The sequence below is a fragment of the Streptomyces sp. NPDC048277 genome, from assembly GCF_040652235.1.
Taxonomy (GTDB): domain Bacteria; phylum Actinomycetota; class Actinomycetes; order Streptomycetales; family Streptomycetaceae; genus Streptomyces.
Genome location: NZ_JBEZLQ010000003.1, coordinates 170,048 through 191,086, shown reverse-complemented (window position 1 = coordinate 191,086; position 21,039 = coordinate 170,048). Strand labels below are relative to the sequence as shown.

At 70.7% G+C, this 21,039-nt stretch carries 18 protein-coding genes; 14 read left to right on the top strand and 4 right to left on the bottom strand.

Translation table 11 applies throughout. The annotated features are described in order from the left end of the window. Positions 1–79: 79 nt before the first annotated feature. The 9 genes from AB0D85_RS08480 to AB0D85_RS08440 all read left to right on the top strand — a co-directional run bounded on the left by AB0D85_RS08480 (position 80) and on the right by AB0D85_RS08440 (position 9,975). Positions 80–1,429 (top strand): aminomethyl transferase family protein, encoded by a 1,350-nt coding sequence (locus tag AB0D85_RS08480; RefSeq protein WP_362315616.1) that lies wholly within the window; start codon positions 80–82, stop codon positions 1,427–1,429. Positions 1,430–1,616: 187 nt separating this feature from the next. After that, on the top strand, positions 1,617–2,504 hold the full coding sequence (gene folP, locus AB0D85_RS08475; RefSeq protein WP_362315613.1) for a dihydropteroate synthase: 888 nt from the start codon (positions 1,617–1,619) through the stop codon (positions 2,502–2,504). A 115-nt stretch (positions 2,505–2,619) separates the two neighbouring features. Continuing rightward, positions 2,620–3,963: an aminomethyl transferase family protein gene (locus AB0D85_RS08470; RefSeq protein WP_362315610.1), complete on the top strand. Its 1,344-nt coding sequence runs from the start codon at positions 2,620–2,622 to the stop codon at positions 3,961–3,963. A 77-nt stretch (positions 3,964–4,040) separates the two neighbouring features. After that, positions 4,041–4,847, top strand: coding sequence for a methylenetetrahydrofolate reductase (locus tag AB0D85_RS08465; protein ID WP_362316595.1), 807 nt, complete (start codon positions 4,041–4,043; stop codon positions 4,845–4,847). Next, entirely contained in the window at positions 4,844–5,749 is a 906-nt protein-coding gene (purU, locus tag AB0D85_RS08460) for a formyltetrahydrofolate deformylase (protein ID WP_362315608.1), read from the top strand. Before AB0D85_RS08465 ends, purU begins: the two co-directional genes overlap by 4 nt. A gap of 19 nt (positions 5,750–5,768) precedes the next feature. After that, entirely contained in the window at positions 5,769–6,632 is an 864-nt protein-coding gene (locus AB0D85_RS08455) for a bifunctional 5,10-methylenetetrahydrofolate dehydrogenase/5,10-methenyltetrahydrofolate cyclohydrolase (RefSeq protein WP_362315605.1), read from the top strand. Between the two features lie 301 nt (positions 6,633–6,933). Next, positions 6,934–7,860, top strand: a complete 927-nt coding sequence (locus AB0D85_RS08450; RefSeq protein ID WP_362315602.1) for a LacI family DNA-binding transcriptional regulator — start codon at positions 6,934–6,936, stop codon at positions 7,858–7,860. Between the two features lie 283 nt (positions 7,861–8,143). Next, positions 8,144–9,514, top strand: a complete 1,371-nt coding sequence (locus tag AB0D85_RS08445) for an aminomethyl transferase family protein (RefSeq protein WP_362315599.1) — start codon at positions 8,144–8,146, stop codon at positions 9,512–9,514. Between the two features lie 80 nt (positions 9,515–9,594). Further along, positions 9,595–9,975: an antibiotic biosynthesis monooxygenase gene (locus AB0D85_RS08440; RefSeq protein WP_362315596.1), complete on the top strand. Its 381-nt coding sequence runs from the start codon at positions 9,595–9,597 to the stop codon at positions 9,973–9,975. A 140-nt stretch (positions 9,976–10,115) separates the two neighbouring features. Here AB0D85_RS08440 and AB0D85_RS08435 read toward each other — a convergent pair whose 3' ends face one another. Then, a complete protein-coding gene (locus AB0D85_RS08435; RefSeq protein ID WP_362315593.1) occupies positions 10,116–11,990 on the bottom strand; it encodes a DNA/RNA non-specific endonuclease in 1,875 nt (624 codons plus the stop codon). A 390-nt stretch (positions 11,991–12,380) separates the two neighbouring features. Between AB0D85_RS08435 and AB0D85_RS08430 the strand changes: the two genes are divergently transcribed. After that, positions 12,381–13,463, top strand: coding sequence for a S8 family peptidase (locus AB0D85_RS08430; RefSeq protein ID WP_362315590.1), 1,083 nt, complete (start codon positions 12,381–12,383; stop codon positions 13,461–13,463). A gap of 42 nt (positions 13,464–13,505) precedes the next feature. Here AB0D85_RS08430 and AB0D85_RS08425 read toward each other — a convergent pair whose 3' ends face one another. After that, entirely contained in the window at positions 13,506–14,360 is an 855-nt protein-coding gene (locus tag AB0D85_RS08425) for a TIM barrel protein (RefSeq protein WP_362315587.1), read from the bottom strand. Continuing rightward, positions 14,357–15,418 carry a Gfo/Idh/MocA family oxidoreductase gene (locus AB0D85_RS08420; protein ID WP_362315584.1) on the bottom strand — a complete coding sequence of 354 codons (1,062 nt, stop codon included), beginning with the start codon at positions 15,416–15,418 and terminating at the stop codon, positions 14,357–14,359. Before AB0D85_RS08420 ends, AB0D85_RS08425 begins: the two co-directional genes overlap by 4 nt. 148 nt (positions 15,419–15,566) lie before the next feature. Here AB0D85_RS08420 and AB0D85_RS08415 point away from each other — a divergent pair, with 148 nt between their 5' ends. Then, complete coding sequence (locus AB0D85_RS08415) at positions 15,567–16,625, top strand: LacI family DNA-binding transcriptional regulator (RefSeq protein ID WP_362315581.1); 1,059 nt, start codon at positions 15,567–15,569, stop codon at positions 16,623–16,625. A 185-nt stretch (positions 16,626–16,810) separates the two neighbouring features. Here AB0D85_RS08415 and AB0D85_RS08410 read toward each other — a convergent pair whose 3' ends face one another. Beyond that, positions 16,811–17,731 carry a LysR substrate-binding domain-containing protein gene (locus tag AB0D85_RS08410; protein ID WP_362315578.1) on the bottom strand — a complete coding sequence of 307 codons (921 nt, stop codon included), beginning with the start codon at positions 17,729–17,731 and terminating at the stop codon, positions 16,811–16,813. A 117-nt stretch (positions 17,732–17,848) separates the two neighbouring features. On the opposite strand from AB0D85_RS08410, the gene AB0D85_RS08405 reads away from it, so the two are divergent. The 3 genes from AB0D85_RS08405 (at position 17,849) to AB0D85_RS08395 (ending at position 21,011) form a co-directional block, all read left to right on the top strand. Continuing rightward, a complete protein-coding gene (locus AB0D85_RS08405) occupies positions 17,849–18,970 on the top strand; it encodes a diaminopropionate ammonia-lyase (RefSeq protein ID WP_362315575.1) in 1,122 nt (373 codons plus the stop codon). 103 nt (positions 18,971–19,073) lie between these two features. Beyond that, positions 19,074–19,688 (top strand): LysE family translocator, encoded by a 615-nt coding sequence (locus tag AB0D85_RS08400; RefSeq protein ID WP_362315572.1) that lies wholly within the window; start codon positions 19,074–19,076, stop codon positions 19,686–19,688. 48 nt (positions 19,689–19,736) lie between these two features. Next, entirely contained in the window at positions 19,737–21,011 is a 1,275-nt protein-coding gene (locus AB0D85_RS08395; RefSeq protein ID WP_362315569.1) for a Zn-dependent hydrolase, read from the top strand. Positions 21,012–21,039 lie beyond the last annotated feature (28 nt).

Genomic DNA, 21,039 nt, shown 5'->3' with positions numbered 1-21,039 from the left:
TTGCGCCGCGCCGGCATCCATCCCATCCCGCCCCCTGTCGACATGCCCGCAGCCGCATCGGCATGGCCTGGAGGAAGCAATGGCACATCTTGAGGACCAGATACGCGAAGCCGGAGGCCCCCTCGCGCTGCTGCGCGGCGGGCGGTCGGGGGCGTACCCCTTCCCGATCCGCGCCGAGTTCACCAACTGGCGTGACGAGCAGGAGAGTTGGCGCAACTCTGCCGCGCTGATGGATCTCTCCCATCACATGACCGACCTCACGGTCGAGGGCCCGGACTGCTACCGCCTGCTCTCGGCTCTCGGCGCGAACAGCTTCGAGGGCTTCGGCCCCATGCAGGCCAAGCAGTTCATCGCGGTCAACCCCGACGGCCACCAGATCGGTGACTGCATCCTGTTCTGCCTCGCCGACGACCTGGTCCGTCTGGTGGGCCGCCCGCCGGCCCTCAACTGGGTCCACTTCCACGCCGAGACGGGTGGCTACGACGTCACCCTGCACCGGGACGAGCGCACCGCGCAGAACCCGAACGGCCGCGAGTTCTACCGCCTCCAACTCCAGGGGCCGTACGCCGCCCGCATCTTCGAGGAGGTCAACGGCGGCCCCATGCCGGACATCCCCTTCTTCACCATGGGCCGCTTCCGCATCGGAAAGTACGAGGTCACCGCCCTCAACCACCGGATGTCCGGCTTCCCCGGCCTGGAGTTCTTCGGGCCCTACGCCGATCTCGACGGCATCCGCGACACGCTCCTGGAGGCGGGGGAGCCGTACGGGATCCGTCAGGTCGGAGGGCGGGCCTATGCCTCGGTGGCCACGGAGTCGGGCTGGATCGCCTCCACCGTGCCCGCGGTCTACTCGGGCGACGCCATGAAGACCTACCGCGAGTGGCTGGGCGCCCGCTCCTTCGAGGCGAACCTCTCGACCGGCGGCAGCTTCGTCCCCGACCGGGTCGAGGACTACTACGTCACGCCCTACGACCTCGGCTACGGCCACATCCTGAAGTTCGACCACGACTTCGTCGGACGGGAGGCGCTGGAGCGGATGCGGGCAAAGAAGCACCGCAAGAAGGTGTGGCTGTCCTGGCACCGCGACGACGTCGCCCGCGTCTACGCGAGCATGTACGAGCAGGGCGACCGGCGCTTCAAGTACATCGAGACCCCGGCCGCGTTCTACTCCGCCTCGCAGTTCGACCGCGTCCAGAGCGTCGACGGCCATCTGATCGGGCTGTCGACCCTGTGCAGTTACTCGTCCAACGTCCGCGGCTGGATCTCCGTCTGCATGATCGACGCGGACGAGGTGGGGTACGGCCGGGAGGTCGAGCTGGTCTGGGGCGAACCGGACGGCGGCTCCGCCAACCCGACGGTCGAGCGGCACACGCAGACCACCATCCGGGCCACCATCTCCCGCCGGCCCTTCGCGAGCGACGGCCGCTGACCCGCGGGCCACGGCGGTGGACCCCGGTGACGACGTTCCGTGCGGCGCGCAAGGTTAGCTTTCGCCGGGCGAACGGAGCTTCGCACGTTCGTAGCTAGAACGATTAAGTCCTCTCTGGGTACGATGCGGACCCAATCGATTTAGTTGCCTTCCGCCACGGGACGCGGGATCGAGGAGGTTGCCGCCGATGCCAACCGCGCACAGCGTTGTCACGACCGAGGGGCCGAGGGTGCCGGAGGGGCTTCCCGCGCCGGGCCGCTGCCTGGTGATGGGGATCCTCAACGTCACACCCGACTCCTTCTCCGACGGCGGCCGGTACGCGGACACGTCAAGGGCCGTCGCCCGCGGGCTGGAACTCGCCGCCCAGGGGGCGGACCTCGTGGACGTGGGCGGCGAGTCCACCCGACCCGGCGCCCGGCCCGTCGGGCTGGAGGAGGAGCTGGCCCGGACCGTCCCCGTGGTGCGCGAACTGGCCCGGGCGGGTGTCCTCACGAGCGTCGACACCATGCACGCAGGGGTGGCCCGCGCCGCCGTCGAGGCCGGCGCGGGTCTGGTCAACGACGTCAGCGGCGGTCTGGCCGACCCGGCCATGGCACGCACCGTGGCCGGGCTCGGCGTTCCGTACGTCGCCATGCACTGGCGCGCGCCGAGCCACGAGATGGACCGCCGTGCGCACTACGGCGACGTGGTCGCCGACGTCACGGCCGAACTTGGCACGCGGCTGTGGCGGTTGGTGGACGAGGGGGTCGACCCGGCCCGGGTCGTCCTCGATCCGGGGCTCGGGTTCGCCAAGCGCCCGGAGCACGACTGGGCACTCCTCGCCGGGCTGGCGGAGCTGCGGGAGCTGGGCTTCCCGCTCCTGGTGGGCGCGTCCAGGAAGCGGTTCATCGGCGCCGCCCTCGCCGCGGGGGGTGCCGGTGACGTCCCGCCCGCGGGGCGGGACGTGGCGACCGCCGCGGTCTCCGCGCTCGCCGCCGCCGCGGGCGCGTTCTGTGTCCGGGTGCACGACGTCCCCGCGAGTCTCGACGCGGTCCGCATGGCGGCCGCGTACACCGAACACCTGGGCCGCACCTAGGGCGAGGGCGTCCCGCCAGGGCAGGACCGCATGCCTGGCCCGCTCCACTGCACCACTAGATCGATTTAGTTATCGGTAACGACACATTGTCCAGCAACGACAACGAGGAGCCGCAATGACAACCCCCTCCCTCCAGGACGGCATCGACAAGGCCGGTTCGCCGGTCGAACTGCTGTGGCGGCCGAACGCCGAGCCCTGGACCCCCGAGGTCGTCGAGCGCGAGTACACCGGCTGGCGCCAGGAGCAGGCCGCCTGGCACGAGGGCGTGGCGCTGCTCAACCTCTCCCACCACATGTACGACATGTGGATCGAGGGCCCGGACGCCACCCGGGTGCTCGCCGACCACGGCGTCAACAACTTCGAGAAGTTCGCGATCGGCCAGGCCAAGCAGTACGTGCCGGTCACCCGCAACGGCCACATCGTCACCGACGGCATCCTCGCCCGCCACGGCGAGAACGAGTATCTGCTCAGCGGCATCCCCGCGGCCCAGCACTGGGTCCAGTACCACGCGGAGAAGGGCGGCTACGACGTCGCCTTCGAGACCGACGCGTCCTCCGCGTTCCGGCCCGGCGGCGGCGCTCCCAGGCTGTTCCGGTACCAGATCCAGGGCCCGCTGGCGGCGGAACTCGTCGAGCGGGCCTTCGGCGGACCGCTGCCCGAGACCAAGTTCTTCCACTCCGCCGCGGTCGCCCTGGACGGGCACCCCCTGCGCGCCCTGCGGCACGGCATGGCCGGCCAGGCGGGCTTCGAGTTCATCGGCGACTGGGAGCACGCGGCGTACGTGCACGAGACCTTCCTCAAGGTCGGCGAACCGCTCGGCCTCGTCCAGGTCGGCGCCCTGGCCTACGCCACCCCCAGCGTCGAGAGCGGCTGGATCCCCTCGCCGGTCCCCGGCATCTACACCGACCCCGAACTGGCCGACTACCGCGCCTGGTTGCCCCTGTTCGGCATCGAGGGCAAGCGCCCGCTGAACGGCAGCCACTTCTCCGCGGACATCGAGGACTACTACGTCTCGCCGTTCGAACTCGGCTACGGCAAACTGATCCACTTCGGCCACGAGTTCGTGGGCCGGGACGCCCTGGTCAAGGCCAGGAGCGAGGCACGCCGGACCAAGGTCACCCTGGTCCTCGACCCTTCCGACGTGCGCAGGGTCATCGGCGAGGGCCAGGACCCCGGTTTCGTCCTCACCTACGCCCGCCACCGCGTGGAGAACGGCGACGGTGTGGTCGGCATGACGATGCAGAGCGCGTCGATCGACCCGGTCGGCACGGTCCTCGCGCAGACCCTCGTCGACCCGGAGCACGCCACGCCGGGCACCGAGGTGACGGTGGTCTGGGGTGAGCACCCCGGGGCGGGCACCGACCCCGAGGCCGACCTCGGCTTCCCCCGCATCCGCGCCACCGTGCAGCCCTCGCCGTTCAACGAGCACGCGCGCACCCTCTACCGCCGCGACCGCTGAGACGAAGGGCGACGCATCCCGTGACCACAACACGCACAGCGGTCGGCACCGCACTCCTCGACGACTTCTCCCTGGAGATGACCGGCAAGGACGTTCCCGGACTGGAGGAGGCCCAGGGCAGCATCCCCCAGGGCACCCGGATCAACGTCACCTTCCTCGGCAACGAGGACCTCGAGACGCGCCTGGCCGCCGCCCGCGCGGTCAAACGCCTCGGCTTCGTACCGGTGCCGCACATATCCGCCCGCCGCCTGGACTCGCGCGAGGAGTTCGAGCGCTTCCTGGCCGGTCTGCGGGCGGACGGCACCTGCGACAACGTGTTCCTCGTCGGCGGGGACCCGGCAGCGCCCGAGGGCCCCTACGCCGACTCCCTGTCCCTGATCGACACCGGTCTCCTGCAGAAGTACGGCGTACGGCATGTCGGCGTCACCGGGTACCCCGAAGGGCACCCCGCCATCGACGGCCCGACCCTGTGGTCCGCGCTCCAGGACAAGCACGCGGCACTGGCCGCGCAGACTCTGGAGGGCGGTGTCATCACGCAGTTCGGCTTCGACGTCGCCCCCGTGCTCGCCTGGGTGGAAGAAGTACGGCGCCAGGGCATCACCCTGCCGATCCGGATCGGGGTGCCGGGACCGGCCGGCATCAAACGGCTCATGTCGTACGCGGCCCGCTTCGGAGTCGGCACCAGCGCCTCCGTCGTCAAGAAGTACGGGTTCTCGCTGACCAACCTCATGGGCACCGCAGGTCCTGACCGCTTCCTGCGTGACCTGTCGGCGGCCCACGATCCCGAACGGCACGGCGACATGAAGATCCACTTCTATACGTTCGGCGGGCTCAAGGCCACTTCCGACTGGGCCGCCCGCTTCCGGAAGGAAAGCCTGGCATGACCCTCACCCAAGCCGCTCCGGCCCGCGCCGCGAAGGGCGGGCCGACCGCGCAGCAGGCCTCCCTGATCGTGCAGGGCGCCGACGCCACGGGCATCGTCGCGGCCGTGACGTCGGTCCTCGGCCGCCAGGGGGCCAACATCGTCTCCCTCGACCAGTACTCCGACAACCCGCAGGGCGGCGCCTTCTTCCAGCGCACGGTCTTCGGACTCGACGGTCTCCAGGCCGCGCTCCCCGCCCTGCGCGCCGATCTCGACAAGGCGTTGGTCGACGGGTTCGGGCTGAGCTACACACTGCGGGACATGTCGGCGCCCAAGCGGGTCGCGATCTTCGCGTCGAAGTCCGACCACTGCCTGCTCGACCTGCTCTGGCGCCACCGCCAGGGCCAACTCCCCGTCACCGTCGCCATGGTGATCTCCAACCACCCCGATGTCGCCGAGGAGGTACGCGGCTTCAACATCCCGTTCTTCCATGTGCCGTGCCAGGGCGCGGACAAGTCGGCGGCCGAGGCGGAACACCGGCGGCTGCTCAAGGGCAACGTCGACTTCGTCGTCCTGGCCCGCTACATGCAGATCCTGTCCGGCGACTTCATCCGGGACGTCGGCGTCCCGATCATCAACATCCACCACTCCTTCCTGCCCGCCTTCATCGGCGCGGGCCCGTACGCCAAGGCCAAGGAGCGGGGCGTGAAGCTGGTCGGCGCCACCGCCCACTACGTCACCGAGGACCTGGACGAGGGCCCGATCATCGAGCAGGACGTCGTCCGCGTCACCCACGCCCACACGGCGGCCGACCTCACCCGCCGCGGTGCCGACGTGGAACGGGCGGTGCTCTCCCGTGCCGTGCTGTGGCATGCCGAGGACCGGGTCATCCGCAACGGCAACCACACCATCGTCTTCGCCTGACAGGGAGCGGCCCGCCACCATGACCACCATCATCGACGGCACCGGGATCGCCCGGCGGATCCGCTCGCGGGTCGCCGACGAGGTCGCAGCCGACGCGGGTTCGGGACGGATCCCCGGCCTCGCGACCGTCCTCGTCGGCGACGATCCGGCCAGCGCCGTGTACGTCGCCGCCAAACGCCGTGCCATCAGGGAGGCCGGCATGCGCGACTTCCACCGTCATCTGCCGCAGCAGGCCGCCCAGGACGACGTGGCCGCGGTGATCGACGCGTTCGCCGCCGACCCGGCGGTCTCCGGCATCCTCCTCCAACTCCCGCTGCCCCCGCAGCTGGACGCCGCCGCGCTGATCGACCGCATCCCCGTCACCAAGGACGTCGACGGACTCACCACCGCCAGCACCGGCCTCCTCGCCCGAGGCGAACGCGGACTGCGCCCCTGCACACCCAGCGGGGTCATCGAACTCCTCGACACCGAGGGCGTCGCGGTCAGGGGCGCCCGGGTCGCCGTGGTCGGCTGGGGCGAACTCGTCGGACGACCCCTCACCCAACTCCTGCTGCGGCGCGGAGCCACCGTGTCCGTCGCCCACGAGCACACCACCGACCTCGCGGCCGTCACCCGCTGCGCCGACATCGTGGTGGTCGCCACCGGGGTCCGCGGACTCATCGGCCCCGAACACGTGCGCCCCGGCGCCGTCGTCATCGACGTCGGCATCCACCGGACACCCTCCGGCCTCACCGGCGACGTCCGCTCCGCCGAACTCGACGGCATCGCCGGCCGCATCACCCCCGTCCCGGGCGGGGTCGGCCCCATGACCATCGCCATGCTCCTCGTCAACACGCTCCGGGCCGCCCGATGGGCCGCCGAGCTCGAAGCCGTAGCGGCGTAGGGCCGTATGTGGCCCAACGGACGCGGCTCGCACCACACCAGGAGGCGCGGAACGGACGGGCTCCCTTCCCGCCACGGGCCCCGCCACGGGCGTCGCTCCTCTTGTATGCGTCACGCCGACGAGCCCACGCGCGCGTGGTGATCGAGCCGGCGATGGACAGGGCCGTGCCGCGGACGACTTGAACGATCCAGACGCGTAGGGTGGGCGTCGAGACTTAATCGTTCTAGATGTCGGACACCCTTTTGCCGACGCCGTTCGCGGGCAGGCACGTGACAGTCCGACGGGGAGGCAGTGTGCCGGCATGGGCCGTTCGGGCCGGGTGACGTTGACCGATGTGGCCAGGGCGTCCGGCGTGTCACGGGCGACGGTGAGCTTCGTACTGAACGACGACCCACGGCAGACGATCTCGGCGACGACCCGGGAGCGGGTCCTGGCGGCCGCCCGCGACCTGGGCTACGTCGCGCACGGCATCGCCCGCGCGCTGCGCGAGGGCTCCTCACGCATCGTCGTGCTCAACGTCGACTGGGGCATGGAGGGCAACTTCTCGCGGAGCTACGTCAAGGGCCTGGACGAGGAACTCGCCGAGCACGACCACATCCTCCTGGTCCGGCACGGGCACGCGATCCCGGAGTCCACACAGAAGGTCCTCGACACCATCGCGCCGCGCGCGGTCCTACGGCTGGGCGAGGCGTACATGCAGGGACACGAACCGATCGAGGAGGACTGGGAAAGCGGGTTCGCGGCCAACGCCGGGCTGCAGATCGGCCACCTCGCCGCGCGGGGGCACTCCAGGATCGCGATGGCCCTGCCCGACCACGACTTCCCGCTGACCGAGGCTCGCCTGGGCTTCTCCCGGGAGGCCGCCCGGCGGCTGGGGCTTGCGCCCCTGGAGCGGTTCGTCGTCCCCGGGCCGCGGGAGGCCGGCGCTGCCGCCGTCGAGGCGTTCCTGGCGGCCCATGCGGACGTGACCGCCGTGGCCGCCTTCGACGACGACATCGCGCTGCGCACCCTCACCGCCCTGGGCGACCTCGGGCGCCGGGTGCCCGAGGACGTGGCCGTGATGGGCTTCGACGAGACCGAGTACGGCTCCCTGTCCTCGCCCGCGCTCACGACGGTCCACATCGACGCCGAGGTCCTCGGCCGGATCGCCGCGCGCACTGCCCTGGGCATGCGCAGTGACGGGCTGACCCCCGTCCACGGCCGGATCGTGGTCCGCGCGTCGGTATGACGAGCGAGACGCGGAGTGATCGGCCACGCGCAAGTGGCCGGTCGTGTCGGGGCACGCAAGCAAAGATCTCTGCCACGTTCGAGGGCGTCTCCTGGCACCCCTGCTACGGTCGTACTTAACCGATCTAGTACTTCTTCGTCACGGGATGGACGGAGAGGTGCCCGCACAATTCGGGTGCTTTGAATCTCTCGTCGCCTGTTCCGCACCGGCACTGTCGCGTCGCCGCGTGCCGAGGTGCCGCGTCGTCGCACCGGACCGGGGCGCAGGAGAGGTCGAGGCGCCCGTGAGCTGGAGGATCCCCGTGGACATGGCCAAGGCGCAGCGCGACACCTACGAAGCGGTCCTGCGGCTGAAGGACGCTCCTTTCGTCGCCGAACGGCCGGCGTACTTCAGCCCGGCCGCGGCGGCGCAGGACAAGAGCAACTCCCTAGGCGCGTACGGCCACTTCGCCCAGACCCTGTTGCCTCTGGAGTACTCCGGCTGGGCCGAGGAGTGCGCGGCGCACGTCACCTCCTGCTATGTCGGGGACTGGTCGAGCCTGCACAAGGTCGTGGTCCGCGGGCGGGAGGCGCTCGCCTGCCTCGCGTGGCTGGGGATGCGGGACCTGTCCCGCTTCGAGCACGGGCAGATCAAGCACCACGTCCAGCTCGACGAGAACGGTCGGGTGGCGTCCGAAGGGATCCTCTGCCGGCTGGGCGAGGAGGAGTTCCTCTACACGGCGGGCAGCGGGGACTGGCTGATGTGGCAGCTAGGCCAGGGAAGTTGGGACGCCGAGGCCGAGGACGTCAGCCCCGAGCAGTTCATCTTCGGCGTCCAGGGCCCGGCTTCCCTGGACACCCTGGAGAAGCTGACGGGCGGGAGCCTGCGCGACATCGCCTTCAGCCGGAGCCGGAGGTCGACGATCGCAGGCGTGCCGGTACGGGTGCTGCGCACCGGCATCTCGGGCGAACTCGGCTACGAGGTGCACGGTCCCGCCGGACATGCCAACGAGATCTGGTCGGCCATCGTGGAGAGCGGACAGGGCTTCGGGATCCGCGAGTTGGGCCTCAGGTCCCAGCCGGTGCAGCACATCGAGGCAGGCATCGCCACGAACGGCCTCGACTACCTTCCCGCGTCCATCCTCACGCCCGGCGCACCGCGGCAGTTCCGCAGGGGGATGCCCGGCGGCAGCTTCGTCCCGGAGAACGGCATCACGGACTACTTCCGTAAGCCCGGCGAGCTGGGCTGGGGCTTCCGCAAGGGGGTTCCCGACCGGGAGTTCCTGGGGCGGGACGCACTGGCCGCCCAGGGAGAGCCCCGGCGGACCCTCATGGGCCTGAAGTGGAATGCCGAGGACGTGACCGGCATCCTCGCCGCGGCTCTCGTCGAGGGAGACCTGCCGGACGCGATGGAGCTTCCGCGCGGCCGCGGGCCCGTCTTCGACCAAGTGCTCGTCGGCGGACGGCGGGTGGGGGTGTCCACGGGACGAACGCTCAGTGTGAACCTGCGGTCGACCATCTCCCTCTGCGTGATCGACCGGGACCGGGCGACACCTGGTACCGAAGTGACGGTTCTGTGGGGCAGGCCGGGAACGGCGCAGCGAGAGGTCCGGGCCACGGTCACCCCGCTGCCCTTCAAGCCCGACCGGCGGCGGACAGAGGTGTCGACGCGGTGAGGTCAAGAATGTGATCCCTTCTGCATCCCGTTCAGGAAAGACGCTGGTTCGGCGAGGGCGTCCCGCCTTACGGTGATGTCATGAGCGATCACTCCGAAGCACCTGTCGCGCCTGTCCAGGCCTATGAACCTCCCTACTACGTGGCCGTATTCACCACGGTGCGCACCCAGGACCAGAGCGGCTACGGCGAGACCAACGCACGTATGGAAGACCTGGTGAAGGACGTCCCCGGATACCTGGGGATGGACCATGCGCAGACTCCTGGTGGGCTGGGCATCACCGTCGGGTACTTCCGCGACGCCGACGCCCTCGCGGAGTGGCGGAGCAACGCCGAGCACCGCGCGGCGCAAAAACGCGGGCGAGCCGAGTGGTACGAGAACTACACGCTGCACGTGGCGAAAGTGGAGCGCAGCCACGGTTTCATCCGAGAGCAGGTCCCGCAGAGCCCGACAGCAGGCTGACCCGCCGACGTCACCTCAGCGACCGCGACCGTCCCGCCACAGGCTCGCGTCGCCCGGGAGTCGGAGCCGCCCGCCCCTCGGCGGAGCGGCTCCGTTCGCCATCTGCGGGGTGTTCCCGTCCGGCAACGGCCGCCGCTGGTTCAGTCCCAGTGGATGTCGGCCAGGTCCTGCAACGGCGCTCGGGCGGCCACGGACTCCGGCACGAGCAGGTGGTCGCCCTTGTGGAGGGCGGTGGGGAAGCGGATGTGGGCCCGTTCCTCGATCTCGTCGAGGGTGACCTGGAAGACGCGGAACTCGTCGAGGTCCAGGGCTTCGAGCTGGTCCAGGTTCTGTGTGAGCAGGAACGCCTTGGCCTTGAGTTCACCTCGCTCGACGAAGGTGATGACCTTCCAGAACTCACGGGGGATCTTCACGTCCCGGTAGACGCGGTCGTCGTCCTGGAAGACCGGTCCGCCGAAGACGCTCACCTTGAGGTCGTCCACGTCGACGTCGGCGTAGATGGCGTCCTCCAGCTCGCCCCACAGGCCGCTCCGGGCGCTCTGGTTGAAGTCGTCCATCTGCGGGGTGATGTTGGTGTAGAAGAACGAGTCGGTGTTCGCCCTCTTGGCCTCGGGCATGCTGCCCCACGTCAGGTCCGCACGGCGGGCGATGTGACCGCGGTCGAGCCGGTTGGCCCCGTACAGCTCGTTCCCGACCTGCGTGTTCGCGGGAAGCCGCGGGTCCTTGGTGAAGGGTATGCCGGACCGGCTGAGCCTCTTGAGGCTCCCGCCGTCGATGTTCCAGGCCACCCAGAAGGGGAAGCGGCGCTTCTTGCTGAGGGTCAGCGAGTAGTGCGTGTACCCGATGACCTCGGAGCCGTTCAGGCGTACGGCGTCGCCGCTGATCTGCGCGGTCAGCTTCGGGATGTCTATCTGCTCGCTGAGGAAGTCCGGGTCGTATCCCTGCAGCGGCTGCACCGCCTCGGGAGAGGGCTGCTGCAGGGTGATCTCGAGCTTCTCGAAGACGGAGCTGGAGAGGCAGGCCAGCGCGTGGTCGTCGGGGTCGCCGGCGCCCTCGCCGCCGAAGTGCAGGCCCGCGAGGACCTTGCTCGGCCGGCCGTTCTGCTTGAACAGCCAGACCGCGCCCGAGTCACCGCCGCTGCTGATCTGCTGGTCGGCCGCCGGGTGCTCGTCGTCGGGTCCGATCTCGAAGCAGCCGATGATCTTCTCGCCGATGTCACCGCCGTAATCGATCTTGACCATCGTCTGGATGCGGCGGACGATCCCGTGGGTGACGCCCGTGGTCCGTCCGCTCTTGATGACCTTGTCGCCCAGGGCCGACTCGCCCAATTCCTGGGGCGCCACGTCGAGTTCCAGGATCTTGGGATCAAAGCCCCGGCCCTCCTCGATGGTGGCTACGGCACAGTCGCCGGCCGGTCCGAGATGGGAACGCTTCAGGACGCCGAGGTGGTTGCGGGATATCTGGTTGTCGTCGAACCGGCCGGGCTGGACGACTTCCTCGCCCGGCTGACCGTCCGGGCCCTGCAGTACGTGCCAGTTGCTGAGCACGTAGGGGGTGCCGTCGGTCTTGTCGAACACGATGCAGCCGACGGTGCCGGCCGTGACCGTCACCCCGCCGACACTGGCCCCGGGGGCTATGGGGTTGAGGCGGGTCTTCCGTTCGGGCTTCTGGGCCTCCGCGACCACCCGGAAGTGGGGCTCGTAGCTGCGTTCGATGACGTCGGTCGGCACCTCCACCCCGTCCACCGTGATGCTCGCCGGGATCCGGGAGGTGCCCAGTGCGTCGAGCCCTTCCGGCGTGGCCTTCCGCTCGACGGTGAACTGCAGCGCGACCTGCTTCCCTCGCGTGCCGTTCTTCAACTTGTGCCCGATCCCGACGGACGTCACGTTGGGGTCTGCGAGCAGGTCCGGTCCGCGTGTGCGGATGTACTGCGTCAGGGAATCGATCAGCCTGTCCTGGGCGGATGCCGATTTCTTCGGCGCCGACGAGCTACGGGTCTTGTTGTTGGTGGGCATGAAAGGGAGACGTCCCTTCGCGCAAGAGGGAGAACGGCTCACGCCCGGCACCGCGAACTTGTCAGCGCGGGTGCGGCGGCTCTGCGAGCGTCCACTGGCCACCACTCATCGAAACAAGGATGTGGGGCGTATGCCCTGAGATAGTGCCCCAAACGGGGTACAGCAGTTCGACCGCTCGTACGCAGGGCCCTGATCGGGCGCACACCGCGAGGACCGGGCGTCTGCGGATTCACCCGACCGGCCGACCGAACGCCGACAGGCCGCCACCGGGATCGCTCCCGGAACCGCCCGCCCCCTGTGCTCGTCTTGTGCGCTGACTGTGTATGAAACGGGGCTGTGGGGGACGTTGTGGCGCGGAACGTGACGAAGGCCGGTCTCATGGCGGTGGCCATGGCGACAGTGCTCGGGGCCTCGGCCTGCGGCGGGGAAGCCGGCGCGGCCGTCCGGGGGAGCGGTAGCGCGCTCTCCGCGCACGGGACGGGGGAGTCGCAGGCACCCTCCGGGAGCAGGGCGCCGTCCGGCTCGGCGCCGACGTCTCTCGGCACCGTGGGGACACTGTCCGGGACCGCGCAGACCGTAGCGGCGCCCATCACCCGGCACGTGCCGTGGAACCTGGACATCCTGGACCAGCGGTCACGGCCCCTGGACGGGAAGTTCACCACCACCGCCACGGGCAAGGGCGTTCACGTCTATGTGATCGACACCGGGATGGACATCGGCCACAAGGAGTTCGGCGGACGCGCCCACCTCGGCGCCGACTTCGTGGGCCCGAAGGACTCCGGTGACTGCTTCAGCGAGGCGGGCGTCGGCCACGGCACGTTCGTCGCGGGCATCATCGGCGGGGCGAAGTACGGGGTGGCGCCCAAGGCGGAGCTGGTACGGGTCCAGGGCATCCTGTGCGAGAGCGAGGGCGGCGGCTCCCCGGCAGCGGCCGAGGCGGCCCTGGTGAAGTCGGTCAAGTGGGTCACCGCGCACGCACAGAAGCCCGCGGTGGTGAACATGTCGCTCAACCTCGACCACCGGTCGGCGGCCCTGGAGTCCGCCGTGAAGAAGATGGTCGACGCGGGGATCCCGACGGTGGTGTCGGCCGGCAACTTCCATGACGACGCCTGCACACACTCACCGGCCGGCGTGCCCGGCACGATCGTCGTCGCGGCCTCCACCTCGAACGACCGCGCCTGGAGCGACGGCGGCTCGTACGGATCGGGGTACGGACGGTGCGTGGACCTGTACGCCCCCGGCCAGAAGGTGACCGCCGCCCTCGCCGGCGGCGGTACGACCACGGAGAACGACGGCGCCACCTCCTGGGCCGCGCCGCACGCGACCGGCGTGATCGCGCTGTACCTGTCGGCACACCCCCACGCCACGGCCAAGGAGGTCCACGTCTGGCTCGACCGCACGGCCACCCCGGGTGTCGTGCGCGGCGTCCGCTCCGACACCCCCAACCGGCTGCTCAACACCGGCGGCCTCTGACCTGCCCCGGCCGCCGCCGTCCAGCCGGGGAGTTCGTCCTGGTCAGGAGCTGACGGCGGCCGCAGTCGTATCGGCCGTGCCGTCGTGGCCCGGGAGAACCGGTACGGAGGTGGTGAAGGCGTCGCGGAAGGCGTCCAGGGCGGCGTCGGAGTCGTCGCGGGCCCAGCCTTCGAGGCCGATGACGCCGGTGTAGCCGAGGTTGTGCAGGGCACGCGCGATGGCGGGGTAGTGGATCTCCCCTGTGCCCGGTTCGCAGCGGCCCGGGACGTCGGCGACCTGGATCTCACCGATGTACGGCAGGGCCTGTCGGCAGAGCTCGACGAGGTTTCCCTCGCCGATCTGGGCGTGGTAGAGGTCCAGGTTCATCTGCAGGTGCGGGCTGCCCACGGCGCGTACGAGGGCCAGGGTGTCGGCGGCGCGGGCGAAAGGCGTTCCGGGATGGTCGACGGCCAGGTTGAGGTTTTCGAGGGTGAAGACCCGGCCCGAGTCCTCACCCAGTTCCGCGACGCGACTCAGCGTGTCCACGGCCGTGAGCCACATGTCCGGCGTGACGACATCGACGGGGCGCACGGGCAGGCCCTTGTCGTCGAGGCCGGTGCCGTGCAGGTTCAGCCGCGGGCAGTCGAGCCGGGCGGCGGCCTCCAGGGACGTACGGGCCGAGGAGAGCAGGGCGTCGATGCCGTCGGGGTCGGTGAGGTTGCCGGTCAGGTAGCCGGTCATGGAGGAGAACGTCGCGCCGGTCGCCGCCAGGGCGTCGAGGTCCTTGGCCGACCAGTCCCAGATCTCGACCTGGAAGCCGCGTTCGGCGATCCGGACCACGCGCTCGGTGAACGGGCTGTCCAGGTACAGCATTTCGGCGCTGGCCGCGAGGACGAAGGGAGATGTGGGGAGGGTCATGCGGTCACCTCGGTGATCGTAACGGGGCGGTCGGTCTCGACGCTGCGTATCGCCGCCAGGGCGACGGACAGGGCCCGGCGGGCGTCGTGGCCCGTGACGGCGGCGGGATTGTTGTGGCGGACGGCGTCGGCGAAGGAGGTCAGCTCGCCGACGTAGGCCGCACGCAGCAGATCGGTGTCGCGGCGGGCGGTGTCGACGTGGACGCCCTGGGCGCTGTAGAAGGTCATGTCCGTGGCGCGGCCGTCGCCGGCGGTCACCATGCCTTCCGAGCCGAACACCTCGGCGCGCACGTCGTAGCCGTACAGGGCGCAGAACGACGCTTCGGCGGTGGCGATGGCGCCGTTGTCGAAGCGGATGGTCACCACGGCGGTGTCCAGGTGGCCCCGGTCCTTGGCGTCCGGGCGGACGAGGGCGTCGGCGGTGGCGTGGACGCTGACCGGTTCGGCGCCGGGGTTGAGCCAGCACAGGGTGTCGAAGTCGTGGATGAGGGTTTCCAGGAAGATCGTCCACTGCGGGATACGGGCCGGGTCGGCGGTGAACGGACCCGGGTCACGCGTCAGCGACCGCAGCAGCTGAGGGGTACCGATCCGGCGATCGTCGATCAGGGCGCGAGCGGCGGCGAAGCCCGGGGCGAAGCGCCGGTTGAAGCCCACCTGGAGCACGACACCGGCCTGCGCCGCGGCGGCGACGGCCCGGTCGGCGTCCGCCAGGGTCACCGCCATCGGCTTCTCCACGAAGATGTGCTTGCCGGCCTCGGCGGCCGCGACGACCAGCTCGGTGTGGGCACGTGCGGGCGCGGTGATCAGCACTCCGTCGATGTCCTTCCGGCCGAGCACCTCACCTACGTCGGTGGCGGCCTGCGCCGCGCCCAGTTCTGCGGCGAGGTGTTCGGCCGCGCCTGGAACCGGGTCGCAGACCGCGGCCAGGGCGACGCCGGGGATGTGACGGGCGACGATCGTGGCGTGGTTCGACCCGATGCGGCCCGCGCCGATCGTGGCGAACCGCAGAGTGTGCGGGACGGGCCGGGTGCGGCCAGGGGGATGGTCAGCGACGGCCATGGCGGTGCTCCCAAAAACTAGTACGTTCTAGTCGGGACGGTAGAGCGCTCTCCGGGAGTCGGTCAAGGGTCGATATGCTCGGTGGACGGCCGCCGGCCGGCCGGTGGAACCGCATTCGACCAGGTTGGGGAGTGGCGAGGTGGCGGAGTTGGACGACGACGCTCGCGACGGCGAAGGCCTGCCGCCCCCCGCGCGCGTCGCCGGCTCCGCGGGCAAGAGACGCCCGACCATGGCCGATGTGGCCCAGGCCGCCGGTATCTCGACCGCGCTGGTCTCGATCGTGATCCGCGGCGTTCCCGGGGCCAGTGACGAGACCCGGCAGCGCGTTCTGCGGATCGCCGACGAGCTGGGATACGTCCCCGACCAGCGTGCCCAGAAGCTCCGTCGGTCCAGCTCGCGGGTGCTCGGTGTCGTCTTCGAGCTCCAGCAGCCCTTCCACGGCGATCTCGTCGAGCACATCTACGCCGCCGCGGCACGGCACCGCTACGACGCGGTGATCAGCGCGGTGGCTCCCAGCCGAGGGGAGTCCACGGCGCTCAACGCCTTGCTGCGCGAGCGCTGCGAGGCCGCGATTCTGCTGGGCAGCCGCCTGTCCACCGATGAACTGGAGCGGTTGGCCCGGCGGTTGCCCACCCTTCTCGTGGCCCGCCGCAGTGACCTGCCGAGTGTGGGTGCCGTCCGCAGCGACGACTCGCTGGGCATCAGGCTCGCGGTCGACCACCTCGTCGGCCTCGGCCATCGGCGGATCGCGCACATCGACGGCGCAGGCGCACCCGGCAGCTCGGACCGCCGTCTCGGCTTCCTGCAGGCGATGGCGGATCACGGCTTGGGGGACTTCGCCGACGTTCTCGCGGGCGGACTCACCGAGGAGGCCGGGGCGGACGGCATGAACTACCTGCTTGCCCGTCAAGTGCCGCCACCCACGGCCGTCATCGCCTTCAACGACCGGACGGCCACTGGTGTCCTGGACGTTCTCGCACATCACGGCCGCGCTGTGCCCGGAGACATTTCCGTGGTCGGCTACGACGACTCACGGCTCGCGAAGATGCCGCACGTGCAGATGACCACCGTCTCGCAGGACGCGCCCCGCATGGCAGACGCGGTGGTGACCGCCGCGCTGGACCTCATCGCGGGTGGCACCCCGCAGGAGATCGTCCTCACACCCCGCCTGGTGGAGCGGGCGACGACCGGTCCGGTGCCTCGCTGACCCTCGGAGCCGGTCCTCGTTCGGGGCACCCCTCCCGGCGGAAGTCCTGACATTCTCTAGAACGTACTAGTCACCTCTCTGCACTCGCCGGATGTCGGCGGCCCGCCGGACGGCTTTCAGCGCGTGGGGCGCCTTCTGGGCGGCCACTTGCGGAAAGGCCTGGAGGCTCCTGCGGCTGTCCGCTGCTATGTCTGGCTGGAGCTGAGGGCGACCGCCTGGCGGAGTGCGTCGCGGCACGCGAGGACGGCGGGGTGCCGACTGCGGCCCTGGCGTACGACGGTGAAGATGCGGCGCGTGCGCTGGCCGCGCGGCAGCCGGCGCAGGGCGACGGTCGGGGGCTGCCCGCTCCAGACGAGGTCGGGGAGGAAGGCCGCGGCGTGTTGCTGCTCGACGAGGCGCTGGTGGAGCAGCAGGTCGGTGCTCTCGAACCGTACGTCGGGTTCGAAGCCGGCGTTGCGGCACAGGGTCATCGCCCAGTGCCGGGCGGCCGTGCCTTCGGGTTCCATCGCCCAGGGGTGGTCCGCCAGTGAGCGCAGTGCCGCGGTCGGGCCGTCGGCGTCCATGGCGTCGGCCGACGTCGGCAGAGCAAGGTGCAGCGGGTCGTCGAGCAGGTCCTCCTGTTCGAGTTCGGCGGGCCGCGGGTTGGGGTTGCCGGGGTATTCCTCAGCCAGGACGAGGTCGAAGTCGCGCGCCTGGAGGGCCGGCAACGCCTTTTCCGGCTCCATGTGCGTGACGTGGACGCGCAGACGCGGATGCCGGTCGCGCAGCAGCCCCAGCGCGGTCGGGACGAGGGCCAGGGCGGCTGTCTGGAACGAGGCGATGCGCAGGCTGCCGGTCAGGTCGGCCAGCGAGGCGGCGATGTCCGCCTCGGCGCGCTCCAGGCGTTCGAGGACCGCTTCGGTGTGGGCGACGAGGATCTCGGCCTGCTCGGTCAGCCGCACCCGGCGTCCGACCGGTTCGAGGAGCGGGACGCCGACCTCGGCCTCGAGCTGGGAGAGCTGCTGGGAGACGGAGGAGGGTGCGTAGGAGAGAGCGGTGGCGACAGCCGCCAGCGTGCCGCGGTGCTTGAGTTCGCGGAGCAGACGCAGTCGGTGCAGATCGAACATCGCCGGATCGCTCTCCTCGCCCTCGTGAACCGAAGGCCGAATGATCGGTTTTTTCGATGAGTATAGGTCGGAAACATTCGCTGGACCGATCCCGAGGAGGCATCGGACGCTGTTGGTGTGTCCGACAACGCTTCCACTCCCCAAACGCTGCCGTGGTTCGCGCGACCCGATGCCCGTACCTGGCGATGCGAACCCGCGCCGGCCGAGGTGCGCGCCTTCCACTCGTCGCTGCCCGACTACGAGCCCACCCCGCTGACCGAACTCCCCTCTCTCGCAGACGAATTGGGAATCGGCCGGGTCTTCGCCAAGGACGAGTCGTGCCGACTCGGGCTGCCGGCGTTCAAGGCGCTGGGCGCGTCCTGGGCGGTCCACCGCACCCTTGCCGGGCGCGCCGCGAACGGCGCGGACCAAGGCCCGATCACCCTGGTGACCGCCACCGACGGCAACCACGGCCGCGCGGTGGCCCGCATCGCACGCCGCCTCGGCCAGGAGGCCCACGTGTTCGTCCCCCAGGGCGTGCATCCACAGGCGGTGACGGCCATCGTCGCCGAACAGGCCAAGGTCACCGAGGTCCCGGGACCGTACGACGAGGCCGTGCGCCTGGCGGCCGAGGCGGCTGCCGCGCCGGACGCGGTCCTGATCCAGGACACCGCATGGCAGGGCTATGAGCAGATCCCCGGGTGGATCGTCGAGGGCTACTCCACGCTCTGCGCCGAGATCGACGAGCAACTGGCAGCCGCGGGGGTAGTCGAAGGCCCCGGTCTCGTCGCCGTACCGGTCGGCGTGGGGTCGTTGGCCCAGGCCGTGGTCACCCACTACCGCAGCCGCCCCTCGGGACAAGCCCCTGCGCTGCTGTCGGTCGAACCGGAGGCCGCGCCCTGCGTTCTGGAAAGCCTCACCCGTGACGAACCCGTCAGCGTCACCACGGGCGAGACCACCATGGCCGGGCTGAACTGCGGCACCCCGTCCAGTATCGCCTGGCCGTACCTGCGCGCCGGTCTGGACGCCGCTGTCGCCGTCACCGACGCCGACTGCGCCCGCGCGGCCGGCGAACTCGCCGCTCTCGGCGTCTCCTCGGGCCCCTGCGGGGCAGCGACGCTCGCGGGTCTGCGTGCGGCGCTCACCGGCGAGGGCGCCGACGAACGCCGTACGGCACTGGGACTCGGGCCGGCCTCGGCGGTTGTACTGCTGAGCACCGAGGGCACCGCCGCCAACCCGCACTCCACCACCGGCCACTGACCACGCGACACCGGAAAGCCGCCTTGAACCACCGTTCCTTCATGACCCCACCGCCGACTGGTCCGATTGGTCCGACCGGTCCGATCAGCAGGAGGCCGGCAGCATGCTGACCCACCTCGTGGCCGCGATCGGTGTCCTCGGACTGCTGACCATCGAGCCCGGCCCGGACATGGCGGTGGTGACCCGACGCGCACTCGTGGCCCGTCCCGGAGACGCGCTGCGCACCGTCGGCGGGATCGCGACCGGGCTGCTGCTCTGGGGAGCGCTGACCGTCGCCGGCCTCGCGGCCGTACTCGCCGCCTCGCCCACGGCCTACCTGGCCGTCAGGCTTCTCGGCGCCGGCTACCTGGTGCTCCTGGGCGCGCAGGCGCTGCGGCAGCACCGCCCCGCCGCACCCACCACCTCGACGAGGACCGCTCCCGCCGGGAGCCCGTGGCGGACCGGCCTGGTCAGCAACGTCCTCAACCCGAAAATCGCCGTCTTCTACACCGGACTGCTGCCCACGCCGGCCCCGCCCGGGCTGCCCGCCACCTGGGCCATGACACTCCTCGTCCTCCTCCACACCACCCTCACCCTCGGCTGGCTCGGCAGCTACGTGCTCCTGCTGACCAAGGCCGGCCCGGTCCTCCACAAACCACAGGTCCGTCGTGCGCTCGGACGGACCACGGGCGTCGCACTGATCGGCCTCGGCCTCGTGGTCGCCACCGCGGCCGGCTGACGAGCGGCCACCACCCACCCTTTCCAACACCTTCTCGGGAGACAGGTCATGACGAGCTCCACCCCCGACAAGATCACCGTCAACGGCGACCGCCTGTGGCAGTCCCTGATGGACCTCGCCGAGTTCGGCGCCTACGACGACGAGCGCACCGGCCTGCGCGGCGTCAACCGTCTCGCGCTCACCGACGCCGACGCGGCCGGCCGCCGCCAGGTCATCGCGTGGATGGAACAGGCCGGGCTCGCCGTCCGCGTCGACCGGATGGGGAACGTCTACGGCCGCCGCGAGGGCACCGACCCCACCGCGGCCCCGGTGCTGACCGGCTCGCACATCGACAGCGTCGCCACCGCCGGCGCCTTCGACGGCTGCCTCGGCGTCCTGGGCGGCATCGAGGTCGTCCGCACCCTGAACGAGCGCGGCATCACCACCCGCCGACCCATCGAGGTCGGCATCTTCACCGAGGAGGAGGGCGTCCGCTTCGGCACCGACATGCTCGGCAGCGCGGTCGCCGCCGGCCGCCTCACCCTGGAGTACGCCCACGCCCTGACCGACCGCGACGGCCGCACCCTGGGCGGCGAACTGACCCGCACCGGCTTCGACGGACCCGTCGACGTACGCCTCGCCCCGCCCCACGCCTACGTCGAATGCCACATCGAACAGGGTCCCGTCCTCGCCGAGAACGACGTCCCGGTCGGTGTCGTCACCGGTGTGCAGGGCATCTCCTGGCAGGAGATCACCATCCACGGCCGCGCCGCACACGCCGGCACCACCCCCACCCACCTGCGCGCCGACGCCGGCCTCGCTGCCGCGCAGATCATCGTCCAACTGCGTGCCCTGGTCGACTCCGGTGACTACGGCGACCTGCGCGCCACCGTCGGCCATCTGATCGTCCACCCGGACCTGACCAACATCGTCCCGGCCCGCGCCGAGCTGACCGTCGACCTGCGCAACCCCGACGACGCCCAGATGGCACGCGCCGAGCAGGCCCTGGCAGCGTTCCTGCGTGAACTGGAGGGCAGCCGGCCGGGTCTGTCCCTGACCACCCGGCGGATGGCCAGGACCGCCTACGTCCCCTTCGACGAGGGCGTGCAGAAGGTCATCGCGCGGGCCGCCGACGACCACGGCCTGGAACACATCTCCCTGCTCTCCGGGGCCGGGCACGACGCCCAGGAGATCGCCGCGCTCTGCCCCACCGCCATGATCTTCGTGCGCGGCGAGTACGACGGCATCAGCCACAACCCCCGCGAGTACTCCACCCCTCAGGCATGCGCCCAGGGCGTCGACGTCCTGGCCACCACCCTCCTGCGCCTGGCCGACCAGGACTGATCAGCCACGACCGATCAAGGGAGCGGCA